The 20,941-nt window shown below is 47.7% G+C and carries 14 protein-coding genes and 2 tRNA genes; 2 read left to right on the top strand and 14 right to left on the bottom strand.

Features of this window, described 5'->3' with window-relative positions:
* Nucleotides 1-2: 2 nt before the first annotated feature.
* The 12 genes from CIK04_RS15350 to CIK04_RS15295 all read right to left on the bottom strand — a co-directional run bounded on the left by CIK04_RS15350 (nucleotide 3) and on the right by CIK04_RS15295 (nucleotide 14,967).
* Nucleotides 3-75, bottom strand: a tRNA-Phe gene (locus tag CIK04_RS15350).
* Between the two features lie 32 nt (nucleotides 76-107).
* Nucleotides 108-198: transfer RNA gene (locus tag CIK04_RS15345), tRNA-Ser, on the bottom strand.
* Between the two features lie 196 nt (nucleotides 199-394).
* The gene (locus CIK04_RS15340) at nucleotides 395-976 is read right to left on the bottom strand and encodes a porin family protein (protein WP_097352227.1); all 582 of its coding nucleotides are present in this window, start codon (nucleotides 974-976) and stop codon (nucleotides 395-397) included.
* Nucleotides 977-1,278: 302 nt separating this feature from the next.
* Nucleotides 1,279-1,911, bottom strand: coding sequence for a cobinamide adenolsyltransferase (locus tag CIK04_RS15335; protein WP_026130926.1), 633 nt, complete (start codon nucleotides 1,909-1,911; stop codon nucleotides 1,279-1,281).
* A gap of 94 nt (nucleotides 1,912-2,005) precedes the next feature.
* Complete coding sequence (locus tag CIK04_RS15330) at nucleotides 2,006-3,877, bottom strand: MFS transporter (protein WP_097352226.1); 1,872 nt, start codon at nucleotides 3,875-3,877, stop codon at nucleotides 2,006-2,008.
* Between the two features lie 182 nt (nucleotides 3,878-4,059).
* Complete coding sequence (locus tag CIK04_RS15325) at nucleotides 4,060-6,126, bottom strand: VIT and VWA domain-containing protein (protein ID WP_097352225.1); 2,067 nt, start codon at nucleotides 6,124-6,126, stop codon at nucleotides 4,060-4,062.
* Between the two features lie 125 nt (nucleotides 6,127-6,251).
* Nucleotides 6,252-7,007: a helix-turn-helix transcriptional regulator gene (locus tag CIK04_RS15320; RefSeq protein WP_038968158.1), complete on the bottom strand. Its 756-nt coding sequence runs from the start codon at nucleotides 7,005-7,007 to the stop codon at nucleotides 6,252-6,254.
* A gap of 125 nt (nucleotides 7,008-7,132) precedes the next feature.
* On the bottom strand, nucleotides 7,133-9,973 hold the full coding sequence (locus CIK04_RS15315) for an FAD-binding and (Fe-S)-binding domain-containing protein (protein WP_097352224.1): 2,841 nt from the start codon (nucleotides 9,971-9,973) through the stop codon (nucleotides 7,133-7,135).
* 311 nt (nucleotides 9,974-10,284) lie between these two features.
* Nucleotides 10,285-10,944, bottom strand: coding sequence for a lactate utilization protein C (locus CIK04_RS15310; protein WP_038969091.1), 660 nt, complete (start codon nucleotides 10,942-10,944; stop codon nucleotides 10,285-10,287).
* Nucleotides 10,941-12,371 (bottom strand): LutB/LldF family L-lactate oxidation iron-sulfur protein, encoded by a 1,431-nt coding sequence (locus tag CIK04_RS15305; RefSeq protein WP_097352222.1) that lies wholly within the window; start codon nucleotides 12,369-12,371, stop codon nucleotides 10,941-10,943. The genes CIK04_RS15310 and CIK04_RS15305 overlap by 4 nt, the downstream gene beginning before the upstream one ends.
* Nucleotides 12,371-13,126: a (Fe-S)-binding protein gene (locus tag CIK04_RS15300; RefSeq protein WP_017421611.1), complete on the bottom strand. Its 756-nt coding sequence runs from the start codon at nucleotides 13,124-13,126 to the stop codon at nucleotides 12,371-12,373. Before CIK04_RS15300 ends, CIK04_RS15305 begins: the two co-directional genes overlap by 1 nt.
* Before the next feature lie 146 nt (nucleotides 13,127-13,272).
* A complete protein-coding gene (locus tag CIK04_RS15295; RefSeq protein WP_097352221.1) occupies nucleotides 13,273-14,967 on the bottom strand; it encodes an L-lactate permease in 1,695 nt (564 codons plus the stop codon).
* A 212-nt stretch (nucleotides 14,968-15,179) separates the two neighbouring features.
* On the opposite strand from CIK04_RS15295, the gene CIK04_RS15290 reads away from it, so the two are divergent.
* Both CIK04_RS15290 and CIK04_RS15285 read left to right on the top strand, forming a co-directional pair.
* Entirely contained in the window at nucleotides 15,180-16,079 is a 900-nt protein-coding gene (locus tag CIK04_RS15290) for a LysR family transcriptional regulator (RefSeq protein ID WP_097352220.1), read from the top strand.
* A gap of 234 nt (nucleotides 16,080-16,313) precedes the next feature.
* Complete coding sequence (locus tag CIK04_RS15285) at nucleotides 16,314-18,350, top strand: prolyl oligopeptidase family protein (protein WP_097352219.1); 2,037 nt, start codon at nucleotides 16,314-16,316, stop codon at nucleotides 18,348-18,350.
* 181 nt (nucleotides 18,351-18,531) lie between these two features.
* Here the strand turns inward: CIK04_RS15285 and CIK04_RS15280 are convergent, their stop codons facing one another.
* Nucleotides 18,532-20,160: an ABC transporter ATP-binding protein gene (locus CIK04_RS15280; RefSeq protein WP_080527429.1), complete on the bottom strand. Its 1,629-nt coding sequence runs from the start codon at nucleotides 20,158-20,160 to the stop codon at nucleotides 18,532-18,534.
* A 14-nt stretch (nucleotides 20,161-20,174) separates the two neighbouring features.
* Nucleotides 20,175-20,675: a hypothetical protein gene (locus CIK04_RS15275; protein ID WP_017421616.1), complete on the bottom strand. Its 501-nt coding sequence runs from the start codon at nucleotides 20,673-20,675 to the stop codon at nucleotides 20,175-20,177.
* Nucleotides 20,676-20,941: the final 266 nt, after the last annotated feature.

Genomic DNA, 20,941 nt, shown 5'->3' with positions numbered 1-20,941 from the left:
GGTGCCTCGAGGCGGAATCGAACCACCGACACGAGGATTTTCAATCCTCTGCTCTACCGACTGAGCTATCGAGGCAAATTGTTCAGCATCAGCTCAACAATGCAATGTGGCGGAGAGATAGGGATTTGAACCCTAGGTACGCTATTAACGTACGCCGGTTTTCAAGACCGGTGCTTTCAACCACTCAGCCATCTCTCCATGGGCCGAGATAATAGGGGGAAGCGTGGATGATGTAAAGTGGAAAAAGTTCAATCGCTTGATTTGTCGCCGTTTTATGTTTTGTTTGCTCTGTTTTTGCGCGCTCGGTCTCTTTTTTATTCAATCTATTCTTCCAAAACGAAAAATAAAAAGGGCCGTACGTAAGGCCCTTTGAAGCAAGATTGTGCAGTACACATTAGAACTTGTACGTGGCACCTGCGTAGAATGCACCTAGGCTGTAAGCAACGTCTTCCGTTACTTTGGTGCCATTTAGGTCATATTCGGTGCTGATACCAAAAATTTCAGTATCGTAACCCACACGGAACGCTAGGCCGTTCAATGTTGGTGGCGCGTACTCTAAGCCCAAACCAAAGTGGATAGCAGCGCCACTGTCACTTTCAAGGGTTTTGGTTGACTCGCTAAGATCTAATGCTGAAAGGCCAACAATACCATAAGGACGAAGGCCATTTGCAAAGGTGTAGCCAAGGTTGGCATTCAAAGAAAGTGCAGTCGGAGTCCAAGTATTTTGCGGTGTGGAAAATTTCACATCACCGTATTTGCTGTATTGTGCTTCGATACCAACGATACGGTTGAACTGATAACCGGCGATCAGTTTTAGTGCGTTACCATCGGCTTTACCGGTGACAGACTGATCACTGTCAAATTCCGTAGAACCAGCACCAGCACCAAGGTAGAAGCCGTTTACTTTCGTGTCTGCGTGTGCTGCTGAAATAGCGCTTAGGCTCAATAACGTCAGAGCGATCGCTTTCATTTTCATTGTTATTTCCTATGTTTTATTAGGATGTCAGGCGCTTTTTATAGTGATATGTATTTCAAATCAGAATGACAGCAAGCATTGAGCTTGACGTTTCGATTTGTGGTCTTTTCATGAGCGCTAACAACAGTTTTCTATGCATGGTTTCAAACAACTTAGTTCTTAACTGCTTTGGTCTAGCATTGGTTTTGAACACTGTTTTATAACCGCGAGAGATAATATATAAATTTCATATTTATTGCTAGTGATATATTTGCATTATTGGGCGCTGTTTTTTGTTTTGATTTTGCTTATTCAGTTAACCCTTAATTAACGCTCTCGGTTTGTCTGAAGTGAGAATGCTGGATGAAATGATCGATCTGATCTGGAATATAACGGCTATATATCATGCTGGTGTGGCTATTTTTCGTCAAAACGTGGTCAGTCATACCTGAGATCTTTGTTTCCTCCACCGTGACCGTCCCATCGGACATTGTCTGTGTATCCATTAGTAAGAAGGGTCTTGCACCCAATGGAATAGTGCCTGCAATACTGCCAAGCTTCTGAGGGAAATCCCAAATATCCTCATGCATATTGAGCCCATGTTTTGGCGAATTGCCAAGCATCGCACCTAAACCAAGCTCTTGAATTTTCGTTACGATGGAAGCGCCTTTGAGCGGCGAGCCAATGGCCACCACATGTGAGATCTGCTGAAGGGCAGGGCGACGAGAGGCAAGATAATGTTTAATCATCAAGCCTCCCAAGCTATGGCCAACTAGCACATTCCCCGTCGTAGTGCTGAGCGCTTTGTCTATGGATTGAAAAACTTTTTCTTCATCAATATTGACTGTGTTGTAGGTGAGCGTTTGTGTTTGATAACCCAATTTTTTTAGGCGCAAGCTGAGAGGCTGCATCACTAAGCCATGCATATATAAACCGTGCAAAATAATGATTTTCATTGCTTTACTCTCCATCCCTTATTCCCTCGCTACCGGTAATACCAAGCGACTTGGGGCGACCTAATGTTTAGATTATCTCATGAAAAATAATGGCTTACTGTGAACGGGGTACAGCAACCAACTTTTGTACCTCTTGCTGCAGTTGATGTCGGTTGGCTTCTGTACCTTCTATCGCTTCGCCAACGTTAACGCTGATTTTCGACCAGAATCGACGAGGTAAAGAGGTGAGCGCATGTCCATGTTTGTGGCTGAAAAAAGATCCCCACAGTCCAACTAGCCCAACGGGAATAACAGGCACAGGGTTGTCTTTGAGAATGGTTTCCACACCGGGTCTAAACTCGCCCAAGTTGCCGTCCGATGTCAGGCGACCTTCTGGAAAAATGCAAACGAGCTCGCCTCGCTCTAATGCTTGAGCAATCTGTTTAAATGCATTTTGATAGGTTTTTTCACATTTTTTCGGAGAGCAGATGGGAATCACGCCTGCATGGCGGAACACATATTTCAGTAGTGGAATCTCAGCAATGCCTTTTGCCATTACAAAGCGAATCGGTCGCGGTGAAATACCCATTAAGATCAGTGCATCAACGTAACTCACGTGGTTCGCAACCAGCAGCGCTGCTCCTTGTTGGGGAATGCCGCTACGGCCCTTAATCGTCACTCGGTACATTATGTGGCTAATCAGATAGCTGATAAATCGCTGGGTAAACTCGGGTACTTGGCGGTAAACATAAATGGCGACGGCCAAATTCATCAGTGCCAACAAGGCGAACAATTGCACAATGCTCAGCTTTACTACGGTTAAGACAAAGATGGAGAGTGCTGCCGATGCCACCATAAATAGCGAGTTCATGATGTTATTGGCCGCGATTGCTTGCGCACATTCGCCATCCTCTGCACGAGATTGAATGAAAGCGTATAGTGGAACGATGAAAAGCCCACCGCTGACTCCCACCATAAAAAGATCCGCCATCACGCGCCAGTGTTGAGCGTGCTGCACGAAATCAGCGGCTTGCCAATAGGCGGATGGAAACTGTGCCACGTTAGGCAGAGCAAAAAGTAGGTCACCACCAAACAGAGTGAGGCCGGCAATGCCAAAAGGCAGAATACCGAGTTCCACTTGATCAAAAGAGAGTTTTTCACACAGCCATGAACCCGTAGCGACGCCAATGGAAAACAGTGCCAGCAACACAGAAACGACCGTGCTGTCTGCATAGAGGTGCGTTTTTGCGAAGTTGGGGAACTGAGTCAGGTAGGTGGCGCCTAAAAACCAAAACCAACTGATGGCTAAGATCGCCATCCAGATTCCACGATTTTTCTGCGCATTCTTCAGCGTGCTGACTAAGCCGGAAATAGGTTTGAACTGTACTTTTTTAGCAGGTGTTTGCAATGGTAGTGCGGGCATTTTTTGGCTGCTGACAACGCCAAGTAACGCCAGCACCAATACTAAGCCTGCGGTAATGTAGAGCCCATTTTCTAACGCAATCAGCACGCCTGCGGTGAGTGTGCCAAGCAAAATAGAAACGAAGGTGCCCATCTCTACCCAAGCATTGCCTTTGACCAACTCGTTGGCTTTGAGTGCTTGTGGAAGCAGGGAGTATTTAACCGGGCCAAAATAGGCCGATTGAGTCCCGGTGAGAAAGAGCAGAATCAGCATCGCGATGTAGCTTTGCGTCAAAATGGCGATGGCGGCGCAGCCCATCACCAACAGTTCAATCTGTTTTAGGCGCTTAATTAATCGTGCCTTGTCCATATTGTCAGCGACTTGCCCAGCATGGGCTGAAAAAAGAAGGAAAGGTAAGATGAATAAGCCCGCCGCGAGATTCACAAATAAGTCAATGGGCAGTGGAAGCTGTTCCACTTGGCTATAAGTCACCATCAGCAGTAACACATTCTTATAGATATTATCGTTGAGGGCACCCAAGCACTGAGTGCAGAAGTAAGGAAAAAATCGACGCGATAAAAACATGTTAGCCTCTTTGATCTTGTTTAGTGCCTTGCTGAGTTCATTACTATCATGAAGAAAAGAACGAAAGCGCAGCCACAGTCCTTTGTGTCTAAATATTCAAAACGAGTACAGAAAAATGCCTCGGTTTCTTTTGTCTTTTGTGAATCAGAGCGGGAAGGTTATTCCCGCTCATATTGTGCTTTTTAAGCGTTTGTTTTACGGCGTAGCATCAATGCACAGCCAAGAACGACGATGAGCCACAGAGTCATTGAACCACCACCGCTACCGCCGCCGCCATGCGAAGGGGCTGGTTGGGTGAACATTGGCTGCTGCTTGTCTGCACGGTTATCCGTTATACCTTGTTGTTGGCGAAGCTCTCTTGCCGCTTGTTCTTTTTCTACACGTTGTTGGTTTGTTTTACTGATGCCATTTTTCTCAAACACCGCATCTTCGACCACAAGTAACGAGGTGTAGTCCGTGAGCAAGCCATATTCCAAGGCAATAGATTCGATTGCTTGTTCGCTTTCGTTATCATTTTGCTCCAAGTACTGCATCTTGGACTCAATATCTCGAATGGCTGAGAAGGCCCATAAACGCTCAATTTCTGGATTTTCAAGCTGTTGCTCTGGCAACTGAATGGTCGTTTGGTACTTGCGTGTGATGCCATCGACCTTGGCTGACAGTGTAATGGTGCTGTTACCCGCTTTGGTATAGTGACCAAAGACCGTAAGTTGCTCACCTCGATAAAGAGAGTGGATGTTCTCAGGTGTCAGATCGTTGAGTTTTACCCCATCTACGTCTAAGCGGATGTTGCGATACGCTTGGTGAGTTAGTTTACTGGTGACATTCATAATGTGGCCAAGAATGTCATCTGAATTGGAGATGCTGGTCGCAAAGCCATTGGATACTTGCGTCATTGGTTCAAGCAGCGGTGTGTTGGCACTGTTACCCATGATGAAGGTGTAGAGACGAACGTCGTAGCGCTGCATCAGTTTCAGGAACTGCTTTTTCTCTGTCACACCGACATTGGCAACCCCATCGGTGACCAAAATGATCCCTGTCGTTCGGTCACTGTCTAGGCCAGATACTGCGCGTTCCAGTGCATCATAGAGATTGGTGCCGCCGCCAGTGGCGATTTGATTGATGGTCTCAATCGCTTGTGTCACGTTATTTTGATTGACGGCGATGAAACCGTTGGTGATCTCTTGGACTCGATTATCGAACATCAAAATTCGGAATCGATCTCCAGAGGGGAGTTTGCCTAAACCACGTTTAACGCCCTCTGTTAGGGTGGTATGCTTGCCTGACATTGAACCTGACTTATCGAGTACAAACACCCAATCACGACCTTGTTGAATAGCGGAAAGGTCATCGCCTGGGGTGAAGGTCAGTTTGATGGTTCCGCGCTCACTTTGTTGAGGGTCACGATAGCTAACTGCTTCTAAACGACCGGGTAAACCTTCCTGTAAACGCCAATAAACGGTGATGTCTTTGTCGAGTGTAAAGGCGGTTTGCTTGGCACTCGAGCTCTGTTCTTCGACGTTTTGCTGATTGGTCACACTGGCTTGCCAAACAAGATGCTCACCTTGTGGGGTTTGTGAAATGATGGCGTTAGGATGCGCAGGCAGTCTTAAACCATCAATTGGATAGGCCGAACGTACTTCCAAGTTGAAAGAAAAAGCTTGCTCAACGTGGGTATTACGAGACCAAAATGCATCCGCTGCCGCATCGACACCACCTTCTTCCATTGGGTAAACGTAGCGGCCGATGCCATGATCGATTAAGGCATCTTGAAGATAAACCAGCTTAATTTTCACGCTTTGGTTGGGTAAAACAGGGAAAACACGGATATCAAAGCTTTTGAATTCGTTTTTGTCTGTAATGGCGGTCGAGGCTCCTTGCGCTTTTTGCTCTTGATAGAGCGTTTGCGCTTTTGCTTTACTGACGGCTTCTGCAATCACTGGGCGATCATTGATCCAATAGATAAATTCGCCCACCACCGCCTTTTCAGGAATAGGAAAGGAGTAAAGTGCTTCTAAGCTTTGATCGTTAGGGTTAAAGAACTCTTGTTCAATGGATGTCGTAGCGTAACCATCTTCAATGACGACATTAACGTGTTGAGACTGAATGGTTAGTGGTTGAAAACGGCTATCGGCAGGGGTTAACAATCCGCTAGCCAGTAAGCTTGGACTAACGAGCACCGATAAGATGATGACAAGGAATGCCAGCAGTTGTCTCAGCGCCGCTTTATGGTGATGTTGAATGCTCATTTTGTTGCCTCCATGAAATAACGGTGTTGCACCGTTCCTATGGCAGGCAGAATGGCAGAAGTGACCTTTTGAGGCGATTTTAATGATGAAAGTAACGTATATCGTTACCTTTGGTGTAATTGGTGTTACTTTTCTCGCTCGGTTGGTCTGTTTTCTAACTCAGAAAACATGGGAAAGGTCCAGCGTCGGATAGCGAGAACCATCGAGGTGCCGTGACGATCTTCAATCGCGAGTTCACTGTCATCTTGGCAGGCGGCATAAAACTCAGTGATCAATTTTTGCAGTTTTTGCTGCATTTTTTGGTTGGTCGGCGTCGACATCAATCCGGTTGCCATGACCAATTTTTCATCCGAAGCAGAGAAGTAACTGTGGAAAAACGCCTGTTGTACCTGTTGTTGGAAAAATCGTTGGATAGGACCACCAGCAATCCAAGAAAACTCTTTGGAAATCTTAAGCTTAATTCGATTGTTTGGTTGTAACTCAATGATACTGAGCCGATCTAACTGCGCGAGTTTTTGAATCAACTCTGGTTGACTAAATTGATATTGTTGGCGGATTTCCTCAAAGGTGTAGCCATTCACCACGCAAACAGAGACCAGCAGCAGGGCTTTGTCGTCGATAAGTTGCTTTTCTTGCTCATAGGTCAGTGCAACAATGCCTTGATCGTGCTTGGCCACCAGTTTAAAAAGCTCACTCATTTCCAAGCCTGCCAACTGACAAATACGTTCCAGCCGTTCTAAGCTAATCTGGCTGCCTTCTGCGAGGAGCCGTTTCACGGAGCCTTCACTGAGTGCCAGTGAGCGAGCAATGTCAGAATAGTGAACGCCTTGCAACTTGAGTTGTTTTTTTAGCTCGGCAATCAATAAGTTACATTCTGACATGGGGGATTTCCTTTGTGTTGGAGAAGGGCTCAGTATGCCTTGATGAAAACCAAATTGCGACAGGGACGAGTGAAAAGGGCTCCAATAACGGGAGCCCAGAAGAGGAGTGTCTATCCTCGCTATTCTTAACGAGGAGATGAGGCTTCATCAACCAAATAGAGAATGGATTGATAGGGAATGCCACTGTGATGCGACAAACCAATTTCACAGGTTCGGCTATTGCTAAAACCCCGTTGGCAATCACTCGGCACTTGCGCTTTTAACGGATGAACCGCGGCTGCGTTGAGTTCTGGGGTGGTGAATCCTTTATCGCCCGCCCAACCACAACATTGAATATGCTCAGGAACAATGACGCGGGATGTGCACGCGTTGGCCAACGTTATCATGGCATTTTCCAGCCCCATGCGCCTTGAACTGCAGGTGACGTGTAACATGACGGTTTCGTTGAGTGGGGTAATATCGAGATGTGGTAAGAGATACTTGCTGACAAAGCCTGTCGGTTCAAGCACTTCTATTGGTTGGCTAAACTGCTCAATGCTGCGTTTGGCACAAGGGCTGGTATCCATCAGCACAGGATAGGTTCCTTCACGACTCGCCTGCCACAATACTTCTTCCAACTGTTTGGCTTTATTTGTTGCTATTTCGTTCATCCCTTTGCTGTCGTATGGCATGCCACAACATTGATTGCTCAATTGCGCAGGGATGATCACTTCGTATCCCGCTTTCTTTATAAGTGACAATGTCACCTCTGTCAGTGATCGTTGATCAGGGGCATCTGCCTGTTGCCCCATGTTACGGCTGGCGCATGAAGGCATGTATACCACTTTCTTTTCTGTTGCAGTGATAGGAAATGCGGTGTTACCGAGTGAGTGTTGATTTGCCGTGGGGTACTCTGGATACCAGATGGGTGTTGATCCTTTAGTCAGTGAGCGTAAGCCATTAGTCAGTTTGCCCACCGTTGGCGCGCCAATCACCTGACTTGCTAACTGGTTAGCACGTAGACCACTTCTGGCAATGGCGGTTGTGGTGCTGAAATGGTCCGCAGTCCATTTGGCAATGGGGGTAAACTTCTCATACTTAGCGGTACGAAGTTTTTTGACCAAATCGCCAGTATTAATGCCAACGGGACAGCGATCGGCACACAAACCGGTTGCGGCACAAGTATCAATCCCTTGATATTCAAAAACTTTCTCTAATTCAGAGGCTTGTACTTGTTCTCCCGCACGCACTCGGCGCTGCAACTCTCGATAAAGCACGATGCGTTGACGAGGAGAAAGCGTCAGTGTTCTCGAAGGACAAACGGGTTCACAAAACCCGCATTCAATGCAGCGATCCACCAAAGGATCGGCAGCAGGCATGGGCTTGAGGTTTTCTATATGCGAATGGGGATTGTCATTGATGATGACTCCTGGATTGAGCAGACCTTGGGGATCGAAGATCGTCTTGATCTGTTGCATCAACTGGTAGCCCTCACGGCCCCATTCTAGCTCAACATAGGGGGCCATGTTACGCCCTGTACCATGTTCTGCTTTGAGTGATCCTTGATATTTAACCGCAACCAACTCCGCAACCTCATCCATAAATTTACCGTAGCGGTCAATTTCTGTTTGGCTGTCAAAACCTTGGGTGAAAACAAAGTGCAAGTTGCCTTCGAGAGCATGGCCGAAAATGATCGCTTCACCGTATTGGTAGCGATCAAACAGGGCTTGTAAGTCACGCACGCCGTTAGCTAAGTTTTCCACTGGAAAAGCAACGTCTTCGATAATTACCGTGGTGCCGACTTCGCGTACCGCTCCCACGGCAGGGAACATGCCTTTGCGAATTCCCCATAGTGTCGCAACGGTCGCAGCATCGCTGGTAAACGGCACAGATTCAATGATGGTGTACTCTGCTAGTGCATCCATAACAGATTTACATTGTAAATCTAACGTCGTTTGGCAGCTTGCATGAGACTCAACCAAAATGGCCGCGGCTTCGAGATCCAACGATTGAATAAAGCTGGGCATGCCCGCTTTGTCGGCAACAGAGCGAAGGGCGCGTCCATCCATCAGTTCTACGGCTGCCACGGGTAATTTGGATAGAGTCGTTACGGCGCGACAGGCTTCTTCGATGGTCGCAAAGACCAACAACGCCGAGGCTTTATTGGGGTGCTCAATGACGGTGTTATAGGTGATCTCGGCAATAAAGCCTAAGGTGCCTTCTGAACCAATCATCAAGTGTTCAATGACTTCAATCGGATCTTGGTAATCCACCAGGGCATTAAGAGCGTAACCTGTGGTGTTTTTAAGACGATACTTGTGCTTAATTTTATCTGATAGTTCTTTATTATCAGCCACTTGTTGGCAAAGCGCTTCGATGCCGGAAATGAGCGAAGCGTGGCTTTGCTTAAAGGCGGCGATGCTGGCTTCATCTGCGGTGTTCAGTATGGTGCCGTCACTAAAAACGATCTTCATACTATCTACGGTGCGGTAGGAATTTTGTGCGGTGCCGCAGCACATGCCACTGGCATTATTGGCGGCTATGCCGCCGATTTTGCAGGTATTAATCGAAGCGGGATCGGGGCCAATTTTGCGCTGAAAAGGGGCCAAATATCGGTTGGCATCCGCGCCGATCACGCCAGGTTGAAGAATGATCTTATTGCCATCGTCGACAATTTCATGGCCTCGCCAATCGTCGGTTAGGGTGATGAGCACAGAGTCAGAGACCGCTTGCCCAGACAAGCTGGTGCCCGCTGCGCGAAACGTGCAGGGAACATGGAGCTCTCGGCAACTTTGAATGGCAAAAATGACTTCTTGCAAATCCTTGAGTCGTAAGACGATCTTTGGCACTAAACGATAAAAACTGGCGTCGGTACCGTAGGCTAAGCGTTTGGCTTCTTGGGTAATGATGCGCGCTTGCTCAATGCGGGTAGCAAACACCGCAGCCAGTTTTTGATAGGTGGCGTTATCTAAGTTATTGACCATCATTGCTTCCTTTGTTTTGCAGCGTTTTTCGGTTTATCCCCTTCCTACTTGAAGCTGCAGCGGTGTTGGCTATGCTCATTCACTGGCACGCCAGCCCGGCCCAATCACATAGTCTGTCTATGTTCATGCGGATAACCTCACTGGCCGCCTACCTGTAACGCCAAGTAGTTGGGGTATATGTTTTTACATTGCTGCGACGTATTTGCTCTTGATGTTTTCTATTTGGGTTAAAGCATCGTGCCATGTTTGTATGAAAACGTCTCAATGGCTGAGAAACAAAACCTCAACGATGAGGCTGAGGTTACGTTTTTCGCTTATTGATCGGTAAGTAATAGCACCACGAGCTCACTTGGTCCGTGCGCGCCATAGGCCAGCGTTTGTTGGATATCCGCCGTTTTGGACGGGCCAGAAATCAACAGTGCGTTGGTCGGCATGTGATGCGCCCACTCTTGCTCTACCATGACCTCAAGGAAATTACACTTAAGAGTCGACTGTTTGATCACCGCGATGTGCTTAGGAGGCACCAAGGACAAGGTTCTGGGCTCATATTCGCTCGGCCACAACACCAAAGCACCAGTGTCGGCAATACCGGCTAAAACATGAGTAATACCGACATCGATTTGGTTAAAAAGCTCACTCTTCCATTCTTCAATGTGGCGTTCAAATTCCACCACTTTCACTTGAGCGAGTCCGTTGCGAAAGGCGTGAATGTATTCTCCATCCGTGCCAATAGCGGCGGTTTGACATGCTTTGTCTGACACAATACGCGCGATGGTGGATTCGAGTTGTGACGCTTCTATGGTGTGCATTTCGGCGTGGCTGGCTTCCATGGCAGTGATGAAGCGGTGCACTTTTTCATTCTGAGTGACATTCTTTTCGTGTCCCCACGGTTGATAACTCAAGTGCGCCGAGCTTTTTTCAATCGCATTGGCGGCTTTGAGGCGATTGAGTATGTTGTTTTTCGCATGGCTCATGATTCACCTCTTTTGCGTTTTTCTGCCATCAATTGGTGTAAGGATTTTTCTGCCGGTTTTGGCGCCGTGCGGCATTGGGTCCAAGGGCCGAGATTTGCCGGAAGCAGGTTACGCATTTTGCTGGCGATGGCCGTGCCAGCATGGTAGAGCGAGGGATGACGCGCCGCGTAAGCAAAGCCTTTCATCGCCGCCGTTTCCAAACCATTGTGCGCCGCGTTTTGGCCGCGAAGTGGTGCATGATCGGGCATGGGATCATTTTTCGCTTCTCGTCGCAGGCGTTGCAACATTTCAGGAATGGGGATGCGTACCGGGCATACTTCTCCACAAGCGCCGCAAAGGCTTGATGCGGTAACGAGATCCTGTGTTTTTTCCAATCCTAGTAAATGAGGAGAGATGATCTTACCAATAGGACCCGGATAGACGGTGCCATAGGCGTGGCCGCCAATTTTGGTGTAAACAGGGCAGTGATTCATGCAGGCGCCACAGCGAATACACTGCAGCGTTTTGCGTAACTCTTCATCTTGGTAAGCTTGTGAGCGGCCATTATCAAGCAGCACCAAATGCACTTCCTGCGGGCCATCTTTTTCACCATTCTTACGTGGTGAGGTAATCATATTGAAATAGGTGGTAATCGCTTGTCCGGTCGCACTGCGGGTTAATGCGCTGTAGAGCGGCGGCACATCGGTCAAAAACTCCACCACCTTCTCAATGCCAGTAATCGCAATGTGCACATTCGGCACGGTAGTGGACATGCGCCCGTTCCCTTCATTTTCCACCAAACACAAGGTGCCTGTTTCAGCAACGGCGAAGTTGACGCCAGATAAACCAATATCGGCATCGTGAAATTTTTGTCGTAAGCGCTGGCGGCCAGTTTGAATCAAAGCATCTACATCGGTTGTTGGCGTGAAGTTGTCGAGATTTTTCTCGAAGGTATCACTCACTTCCTGCTTATTTTTGTGGATGGCTGGCATGATGATATGGGAAGGTTTGTCGCCGTCGAGTTGGACGATGTATTCCCCCATATCACTTTCCAAGCACTCAATCCCCAGTTTTGCCATCTCATGGTTCATCTCAATCTCTTCACTGACCATCGATTTACCTTTTATGATCATTTTCGCCTGATGAGCGTTAGCAATGCTGGCAATGATGCTATTGGCTTCGTCAGCATTTTCTGCCCAATGGACATGAATACCGTTGCGATAGCAGTTGAACTCAAGCTTTTCTAGCAGTTGCGGTAACTTGCTTAAGCAGCGTTGACGAATGGCTTCTGCCAGATCTCGAATCGCTTTTTCCTCGGCAGGGTCAGCAAAGGCGAGTTTACGTTTGTCGCGCAGATAATCCATCGCACCACGGAAGTTGGCTCTGAGCTGCGGGTCCGCGAGTGCGACTTTAGCTTGCTGATGGAACTGTTGTGGAGTTTGTGACATTAGGCTTTCCCCCCAATTCGTTCGAGTAGAAAACTGGCCAAGTGGCGACCTTTGATCGCTTTACCTTGATACTCAAATGCCCCGTTGATATTGAGCAAGCAGCCCCAGTCTGCGCTGACGAGTGTCTCAGCGGCAGTGGCCTCGATATGGCGGGTTTTGTCTTCCACCATAGCTTGAGAAATGTTGGGATGACGAACAGAGAACGTCCCGCCAAAGCCGCAGCACTCGCTTTCATAGTCTTGCATGCGCAGTTCAACATTATCGAGTTGTGAAAGCAGCTCTGTTGCGGTGACATGCACATTCATTTCCCGACGAGCCGCGCAGGACGTGTGCATGACCACTGAGGTTGGTTGACCTTGGTCATTGAGCTTGACGCGACACACATTGACGAGAAATTCGGTGAGCTCAAAAACTCGGTCACAGAATTGGCTCACTTGGGCTTCTTGCGAATCGCCTTTAAAAAGACGGCGGTAATGATGATGCATCATGCCGCCACACGAACCTGATAACACAATCACGGGGTAGCTTTGTGGAAATAACTCAATTTGACTGAGGGCAACTTGTTTGGCTTCCTCATCGTATCCCGAAGAGTAAGCTGGCTGGCCGCAGCAGGTTTGTTTTTCGACAAAGATAACGTCAATACCTTGTTGCTCAAGTAGCGTCATGGCATCAAGCCCTGCTTCTGGGTCAAACATGTCGACGAGGCAAGTGGCGTAGAAATAAACTTTGTCAGGTTTTGCCGGATAAATACGCATTGGCTGTGCTCCCGTGTAAAGAATGGCGTAGTGGTAGCGGATAGCGCAGTGACTACGCTATGGTTGTCGGGGTATGCGACCGCTACGCCATATTGGTTTGGCAGCAGGTTACACCTGCCGCTCGTTGTCGTTATGAATCTGGTTATCTACGGTGTCATGAGTGCATCGGTGATCTGCAAACCGTAAATCAGTGTTAAACCGATGATGCCCGTGACTACAAGGTAGTAGAAAGTGGGGATAATGGTTTTGCGCAGTGTCGCACCTTCGCGACCGAGCAGCCCAACAGTGGCAGAAGCGGCAACCACGTTGTGAATAGCGATCATGTTACCCGCTGCCGCGCCCACCGCTTGCAGTGCCACCACAACCGCACTGGAGATGGTCAAGGTTTGTGCCACTTCAAATTGGAACTGGCTGAACATCATATTTGACACTGTATTGGAACCGGCGATGAATGCCCCCAAGGCACCAACGGTGGCACTCAACGCCGGGAATGCAGAGCCAACTAAGTCAGCGGCAAAATTGGCGGTGGTGACGGGCATACTGGCGAGATCCGCCGCGTTGACACCCGAGTTGATAAATATGCGAACCATTGGAATGGTGAAGACAAGTACAAAGCCAGCTCCAACAAGGGTTTTACTGGATTCGCCCAGCGCTTTTGCCATTGGCTTGAGGCTGCCGGCTTGAATGAGCACGGCAAGTAACGCGACAAACACTAAGATGCCACCAGGTAAATAGAGCGGTTGGAACGCCGTACTGATACCAGCTTCGCCTAAGATAGTCCCAGAACTGATGCTGATACCCGTTAACAAAGCTTTGAAGTCAGCACTTACGCGGCTGGCGACGAGAATCACTGCCAAAAGCACGTAAGGTGTCCACGCTTTTACCAGGCTCATCGGTTTGCCTTGCACTTGTTCAAGATCGATTTTGAGTGAGCCTAACCATTCTGCTGGCCATTTGTCCTCGGCTTCAAAATCCCATTGTGATTTTGGCACGAGAAAGCCTTTTTTGGCCGCCGTCACCACAATAGCAAGACCGACTAAACCACCGATCAAAGAAGGAAACTCAGGGCCTAAGAAAACGCCAGTTAACGCATAAGGCACAGTGAAAGCGAAACCAGCAAATAGGGCGAAAGGAAGAATATCTAACCCTTCACTCCAACTGCGGTTTTTGCCAAAGAAGCGTGTCAGCATCATTGCCATCAGCACAGGCATGATGGTGCCAACAGTGGCGTGGATCAGCGCCACGCTTGAGGTGATTTGTTGTAGGTAAATATCCCAACTTGAGCCGTGAGCGATCAATGCTTCGCTGATGTTATGCGTATCAAGACCTTTGTTCACACCGACAATAATGGGTGTTCCAACGGCACCAAAAGAAACCGGTGTGGATTGGATCATCATTCCCATCAGTACCGCCGCAAGCGCGGGAAAGCCAATGGCGACCAGAAGAGGCGCGGCAATCGCAGCGGGCGTACCAAAACCAGATGCGCCTTCAATAAAAGAGCCGAAACACCAAGCAATAATGATCGCCTGTATGCGGCGGTCAGCGGAGATATCGGTAAAGCCGTTGCGAATGGTGGTGATGGCTCCGGTGTGTTTCAACGTGTTCAACAGGAAAATGGCGCCAAATACAATCCACAACACGGAGACGGTAATGCCAAGGCCTTGTAGCACAGAAGCGATGACGCGGGTGGTGGACATGTCCCAACCAAAGAGGGCAATCACCACAGTGAGTGCGAAGGCCACAGGCATGGCTTTTTTAGCCGGCCAGTTGAGACCGACCAGTAGGATGGCAGCGACCACAATTGGCGAAAAGGCCAAAAGGGCTAACATTGTTTCACTCATAAGTACTTCCTCGTACAGCTTGATCAACCTTGATGGGGTAGGGTTATCAGGTTGGTCTGACTTCCAATTGCAGTGTTCAACTGACACGGATAATTGAAAAAAGCTTATTGTTTTTGTAATGGGCTTGTTAATTTGGCGTGAATTTACCCCTTTATTTTTTATTGATATAGGGAAATAATGAAAATCATTCCTTCCAAAAATGACATAATCCAATGCGTGCAGATGACTTAATCTTATTTAGCCAAGTGGTTGAACAGGGCAGTTTTAGTAAGGTGGCTGAAGAAAATAGCCTTACAAATTCGGTGGTTAGCAAAAGAATTGCGCGACTTGAAGAAGAAATTGGCGCTCAATTATTATATCGAACAACGCGAAAATTGACGTTGACCGAGGCGGGCAAGGCGTTACTGCATAGTGCCAAAAATGTGAAGCAAGCCACTCAGGAGGCTATGGATGCTGTTGCAGGCTTTGGAGAGAATGTCAGTGGCCATATCAAAATGTCGGTACCGACGATTTCGGGTGACTTGATATTGGCGGATGCGGTTGCCGAATTTTGTAACCAGCACCCAGGATTAACCGTCGATATGTCGTTAGATAACCGATTTGTTGACCTCGTGTCAGGTGGCTATGATTTGGTCATTCGCACGGGTTATCTTGAGGATTCCAGCTTGATTGCTCGACATATTCTCGATTCCCAATGGGTGGTGTGCGCATCTCCTTCCTATATTGCCAAACATGGAAAACCGCTCGTTCCTACCGATTTAACTCAGCACAACTGCTTGCAGTATGCCTACCAAACCACAGGGGCGTCAGAGTGGGAGTTTAAAGGGGATAAAGGCAACTACATTGTACGTGTAGCAGGGTGTTTTTCGACCGACAACGCGACGGCTTTGCGCAAAGCCGCGTTAGGTGGCCATGGTATTGCCTATGTTCCTCGCTGCTTGGTGTACCACGATTTTCGTAATGCTCAGCTGGTGGATATTTTTCCAGAGCAAGTCGGCAAAAAATTGGGCATCTACGCGGTCTATCCGTTTACTCGCCAGCCACCGAACAAAGTGCGTTTACTGATTGAGCATATTCGGGAGCGTTATCTGACCATTTCCCACTATTTTTGAGTGTTGCTGATGTTGAGAGGCGCTGACGTTGATTGATGATAGGTAATAAATTGCGATTGAGTCATCATTTCAAGAAATGTTGCAATCTTTAGCTTGAAAACAGCGCAGTAAGCCCTAAGTTAAGGGGTGAAAATTATTCTCATTACAACCATAAGCAAACCCTAAAGCATCAAGGCCAAAAGGCCTTGATGCTTTTTATAGAAAGTGCTTTACACAAAGAGTCACAAGGACGTTATGCAGTACATCAAAACACGTAAAGACCCAATTGTTGATCATTACTTTGGGCATCAAGTTGCCGATCCCTATCGTTGGTTAGAAGACGATCGTAGTGAAGACACCGCTGAATGGGTCGCTGGGCAAAACTCAGTGACTTTCGATTATTTAGGACAAATTGGTTTTCGCCAGCAGCTCAGAGAGCAAATCGCAGCAAGTCAAGATTACGAAAAATCGTCTCAGCCTTTTGTGCATGGGGAATACACCTATTTTTATAAGAATGATGGTTTGCAAAACCAAAGTGTGCTTTACCGTCGTAAAGGCCAAGAGCCAGAACAGGTGTTTCTTGACCCGAACGGGTTTTCTGAAGATGGCACCACGTCACTTAGCGGTGTTTTCTTCTCGAAAGATGACTCGTTGGTGGCCTACACCATCTCAGAAGGGGGAAGTGACTGGCGCAAGATTTTTGTGATCGATGCTGAAACAGGTGAGCAAATCGAACCTGAAATCGTCGACGCGAAATTCACCGGTGTTTCTTGGCTCGGCAACCAAGGTTTCTACTACTCACGTTATGACAAACCACAAGGCAGTGAGTTGTCAGCCAGAACAGAACAACACAAGCTCTATTTTCACCGATTGGGCACGCCACAATCCGATGATGTGTTGGTTTTCGGTGAAGGTGAGGGTGAAGTACATCGCTACGTTTATGGACAGACAAGCGAAGATGATCGCTATCTCGTCATCAGCGGCCATGAGTCGACGTCAGGTAACCGTTTGTTCTATGTTGATCTGCAAAGTGAAGATCAATCGGTCTACACCTTGTTGGATCATGTGGACTCTGATACTGAACTTTTAGACTCAACAAGTCGCCATTTTATTCTCTATACCAACTTAGACGCACCAAACGGCAAAGTGATAAGTGTGGATATTGAAAGTGGTCAATGGCGTGATTTAATCGCCGAGCAAGATCAGCCTCTCGAGGTGGTGGCGGCAGGTGGTTACCTTTTTGCGACCTACATGGTTGATGTGCTGTCAAAAGTCGTGCAGTACAGCTACCAAGGGGAAAAAGTTCGAGAAATTACGCTACCCGGTGAAGGCACCGCAACGGGGCTCGAAGGGAAGAAGAGCCAAACTACGCTCTACTACACATTCACCAATTACGTCACACCGCCGACGATTTTCTCATTGGATGTGAAGAGTGGCGAGTCTCATGTGTTCCAAGAGTCAAAAGCGCCTTTCGATCGCACTCAGTTTGAATCACAACAGGTGTTCTACCCATCGAAAGATGGCACCTTGATCCCCATGATCATCTCCTATAAGAAAGGGATTGAACTCAACGGTAAAAATCCGACGATTCTTTATGGCTACGGCGGTTTTGATGTCAGTTTGACGCCTGCCTTTTCAGGCATGGTAGCCAGCTGGCTTGAGTTGGGTGGCGTTTACGCGGTCGCTAACTTACGTGGTGGCGGTGAATACGGTAAGGCTTGGCACAATGCTGGAACGCAATTGCAAAAGCAAAATGTTTTTGATGACTTTATTGCTGGCGCCGAGTTCTTGATTGAACAGCAGTACACCAGTTCGGATTTTCTTGCGATTCGTGGTGGCTCGAACGGCGGTCTGCTTGTTGGTGCCTGCATGACTCAGCGACCAGAGCTGTTCAAAGTAGCACTGCCTGCGGTTGGGGTGCTAGACATGCTGCGCTACCACACTTTCACCTCTGGTGAAGGTTGGAAATATGATTACGGCACATCGGCACAAAGTGAAGAGATGTTCCAGTATTTGTTGGGCTACTCTCCGGTGCACAACGTCAAGGAAGGCACTGCTTACCCGGCAACCCTTGTGACTACAGCCGATCACGATGATCGTGTCGTGCCTGCGCACTCTTATAAGTTCATCGCCGAACTGCAAGAGAAACACCAAGGCGTGAACCCGGTGCTGATCCGAATTGATGTCAATGCCGGACACGGCGCGGGTATGCCGATGAGCAAAATGATCGATCTCTCTGCGGATATGTATGCGTTTACGTTGTTCAATATGGGAATCACCGCATTAAAGTAATCCGTTTACTCATCAAAGTGATGTAAAAATGCCGCGATATGTTCGCGGCATTTTTGTTTGTGACTCTTATTTTAAGCCCAAGTCACTATTGGGTTGGCGGCCAAGCCAAGAACAGCCATGTTCCACTTATTCCATTGACGTTGTATGGTGAACTAGCGAGTTGGTCCTCGTTTGAGTCGATTTAAGCGACTTCTTCAATCATTGGCTCATCGAGATCAAACGACGCGCTGATGAGTTTTTTGGTGTAGTCACTTTTTGGCTGGTGGAAAATATCGTCAGCACACCCTTGCTCCATCACTTCGCCTTTTTGCATCACCAGTACGCGATCAGACAAGGCCTTAACCACCGAAAGATCATGACTGATAAACAGATAGCCGATGTTGTATTTTTTCTGCAGATCTTTAAGTAAGTCGATGACCGTCAATTGGACAGAGCGATCCAGTGCCGAGGTGGGTTCATCGAGCAGAATAAACGCAGGTTTGAGGATCAACGCCCGTGCAATCGCAATGCGCTGACGTTGGCCACCGGAAAATTCGTGTGGATAACGGTTAATCGACGTCGGATCCAAACGCACTTCTTTCAGCGCTTCACGTGCCATGCTCATACGTTGCTGCTTGCTTAGCTCAGGGCGGTGAACCGTCAATGCTTCGGTGATGATTTCGCCCACTGTCATGCGGGGAGACAACGAACCATACGGGTCTTGGAATACCATCTGTACTTGTTTCTTGAGGTCAAAACGCGCTTTTTCACTTAACTGAGCAAGTGATTGACCTTGAAATTCGATCTCACCAGTGGAAGGCAATAAACCGATGAGCGCGCGCCCGAGTGTCGATTTTCCAGAACCCGACTCACCCACGATACCGAGTGTTTCGCCTTGTTTTAATTGCAGCGAGATGCCTTTGACTGCTTCGAAATATTGGTTTCGACTCGGTAAAAAGTGAGGTTTGACGAGAAACTTAACACGAATATCTTGCGCTTTGAGCAGCATAGGGGCAGATTCATCAACCGCTTCTTTGCTTCCCTTTGGAATGGAATTGATCAGCATCTTTGTGTAGTCGTGCTGCGGGTTGGCAAACAGCGCTTGTGTGCTCCCTTCTTCAACGACTTCCCCTTTGCACATCACCAGAACGCGATCGGCAAAATGTTTCACCACACCCAAATCATGGGTGATGAACAGAATCGCCATGCCCATCTTGGCTTGAATCTCTTTGATCAGATAGAGCACTTCCGCTTGAACGGTAACGTCTAGTGCGGTCGTGGGTTCGTCGGCAATCAAAATTTCTGGTTCATTGATTAATGCCATCGCGATCATAATGCGTTGCAATTGGCCTCCAGAAAATTCGTGAGGGAATTTTGTGTACGCCTGTTGCGGATTCGGTAAATGAACGAGCTCGAACAACTCCAGTACTCGGTGTTTTGCCTGTTTTTTCGTCACCTTGCGGTGACACATCATTGCTTCTGCAACTTGGATGCCCACACGCATAAATGGATTGAGTGACGTCATTGGTTCTTGGAAAATCATCCCGATGCGATCGCCTCGGACCTTGCGCATCGCTTGTTCCGATTTCTCAAGAATCGATTCCCCTTCAAACAAAATTGATGATTCCGAATGGACAATCGCGTTATTGGGTAACAGTTTCATCAAAGCACTGGAAGAGACAGACTTGCCGGAGCCAGATTCACCGACAATCGAGAGGGTTTCTCCGGCTTGGAGATCGAAGCTAACATTCTTAACTGCATCGACGATTCCATCGTTGGTCTTAAAACTGACCGAGAGGTTGTTCACCGTAAGAATGGTTCTTGATGACATTGTAATTCCTTGTCTTAGTTAAGGACGCGAGAAGCGTGCTGTGGAGCGCTACCATTAAAAAGCTGTAGCGTTGCAAACTGCGCGTGTGCGCGGTTGACATGATCTAACTCCAGCATCCATTGTGCATTACGTTGTGCTCGGCAAAACGCCGTCATGTACGAGAGCAAATCATCGCAATGTTTGCTTAACATGGAGTGCACACGTTGAATGAGTTCACTTTGCTCAAGTGCCACAAATTGGAACAGAGCATAGGTGTTATTGAGGGTAGAAAAAGCGTCTTGATAGAGCCCCATGCGGTTATACAGTTCAGACTGCATGATACTGGCGTCACGCAATCCACTGAGCAAACAAACGAGCTGACACGGTTTGAGTTCGCAGCCATGCGCGGCTGACTGAATATGGGTAGGCAAGTAAGTGAGCACTTCACTAAATAAGTGATGAGCTTCCGGCCAATGACCTTGTTCCATTAACTCTTGGGCTTTAAGAAAGCGCATCCAGCATTGTTCGATGTTCACTTTACTCTCCTGTCTAAAACGCGATTTCTGAAGTTTAAATGAAACTTATTATCAAATGCAAGTTTATATCATTTGCGTTGTTTTGTTTAACAATTGCTGCATTTATGCTCACTTGCGCTGGCGTGTTGCATAAGTCACTAAAAATTCTATTATTTCCGACTAGACTTGAGGTAGTGTGGAGTAAAGAACCTCCTGAGAGCTCAATATAGCGAAGAATGGATTGAGCTAACTGGGAAGAATGACAAGAACAATAAACAAGGAGGCAG

Source organism: Vibrio sp. 03_296 (assembly GCF_002265885.1).
This window is presented reverse-complemented; position numbering and strand designations above follow the sequence as displayed.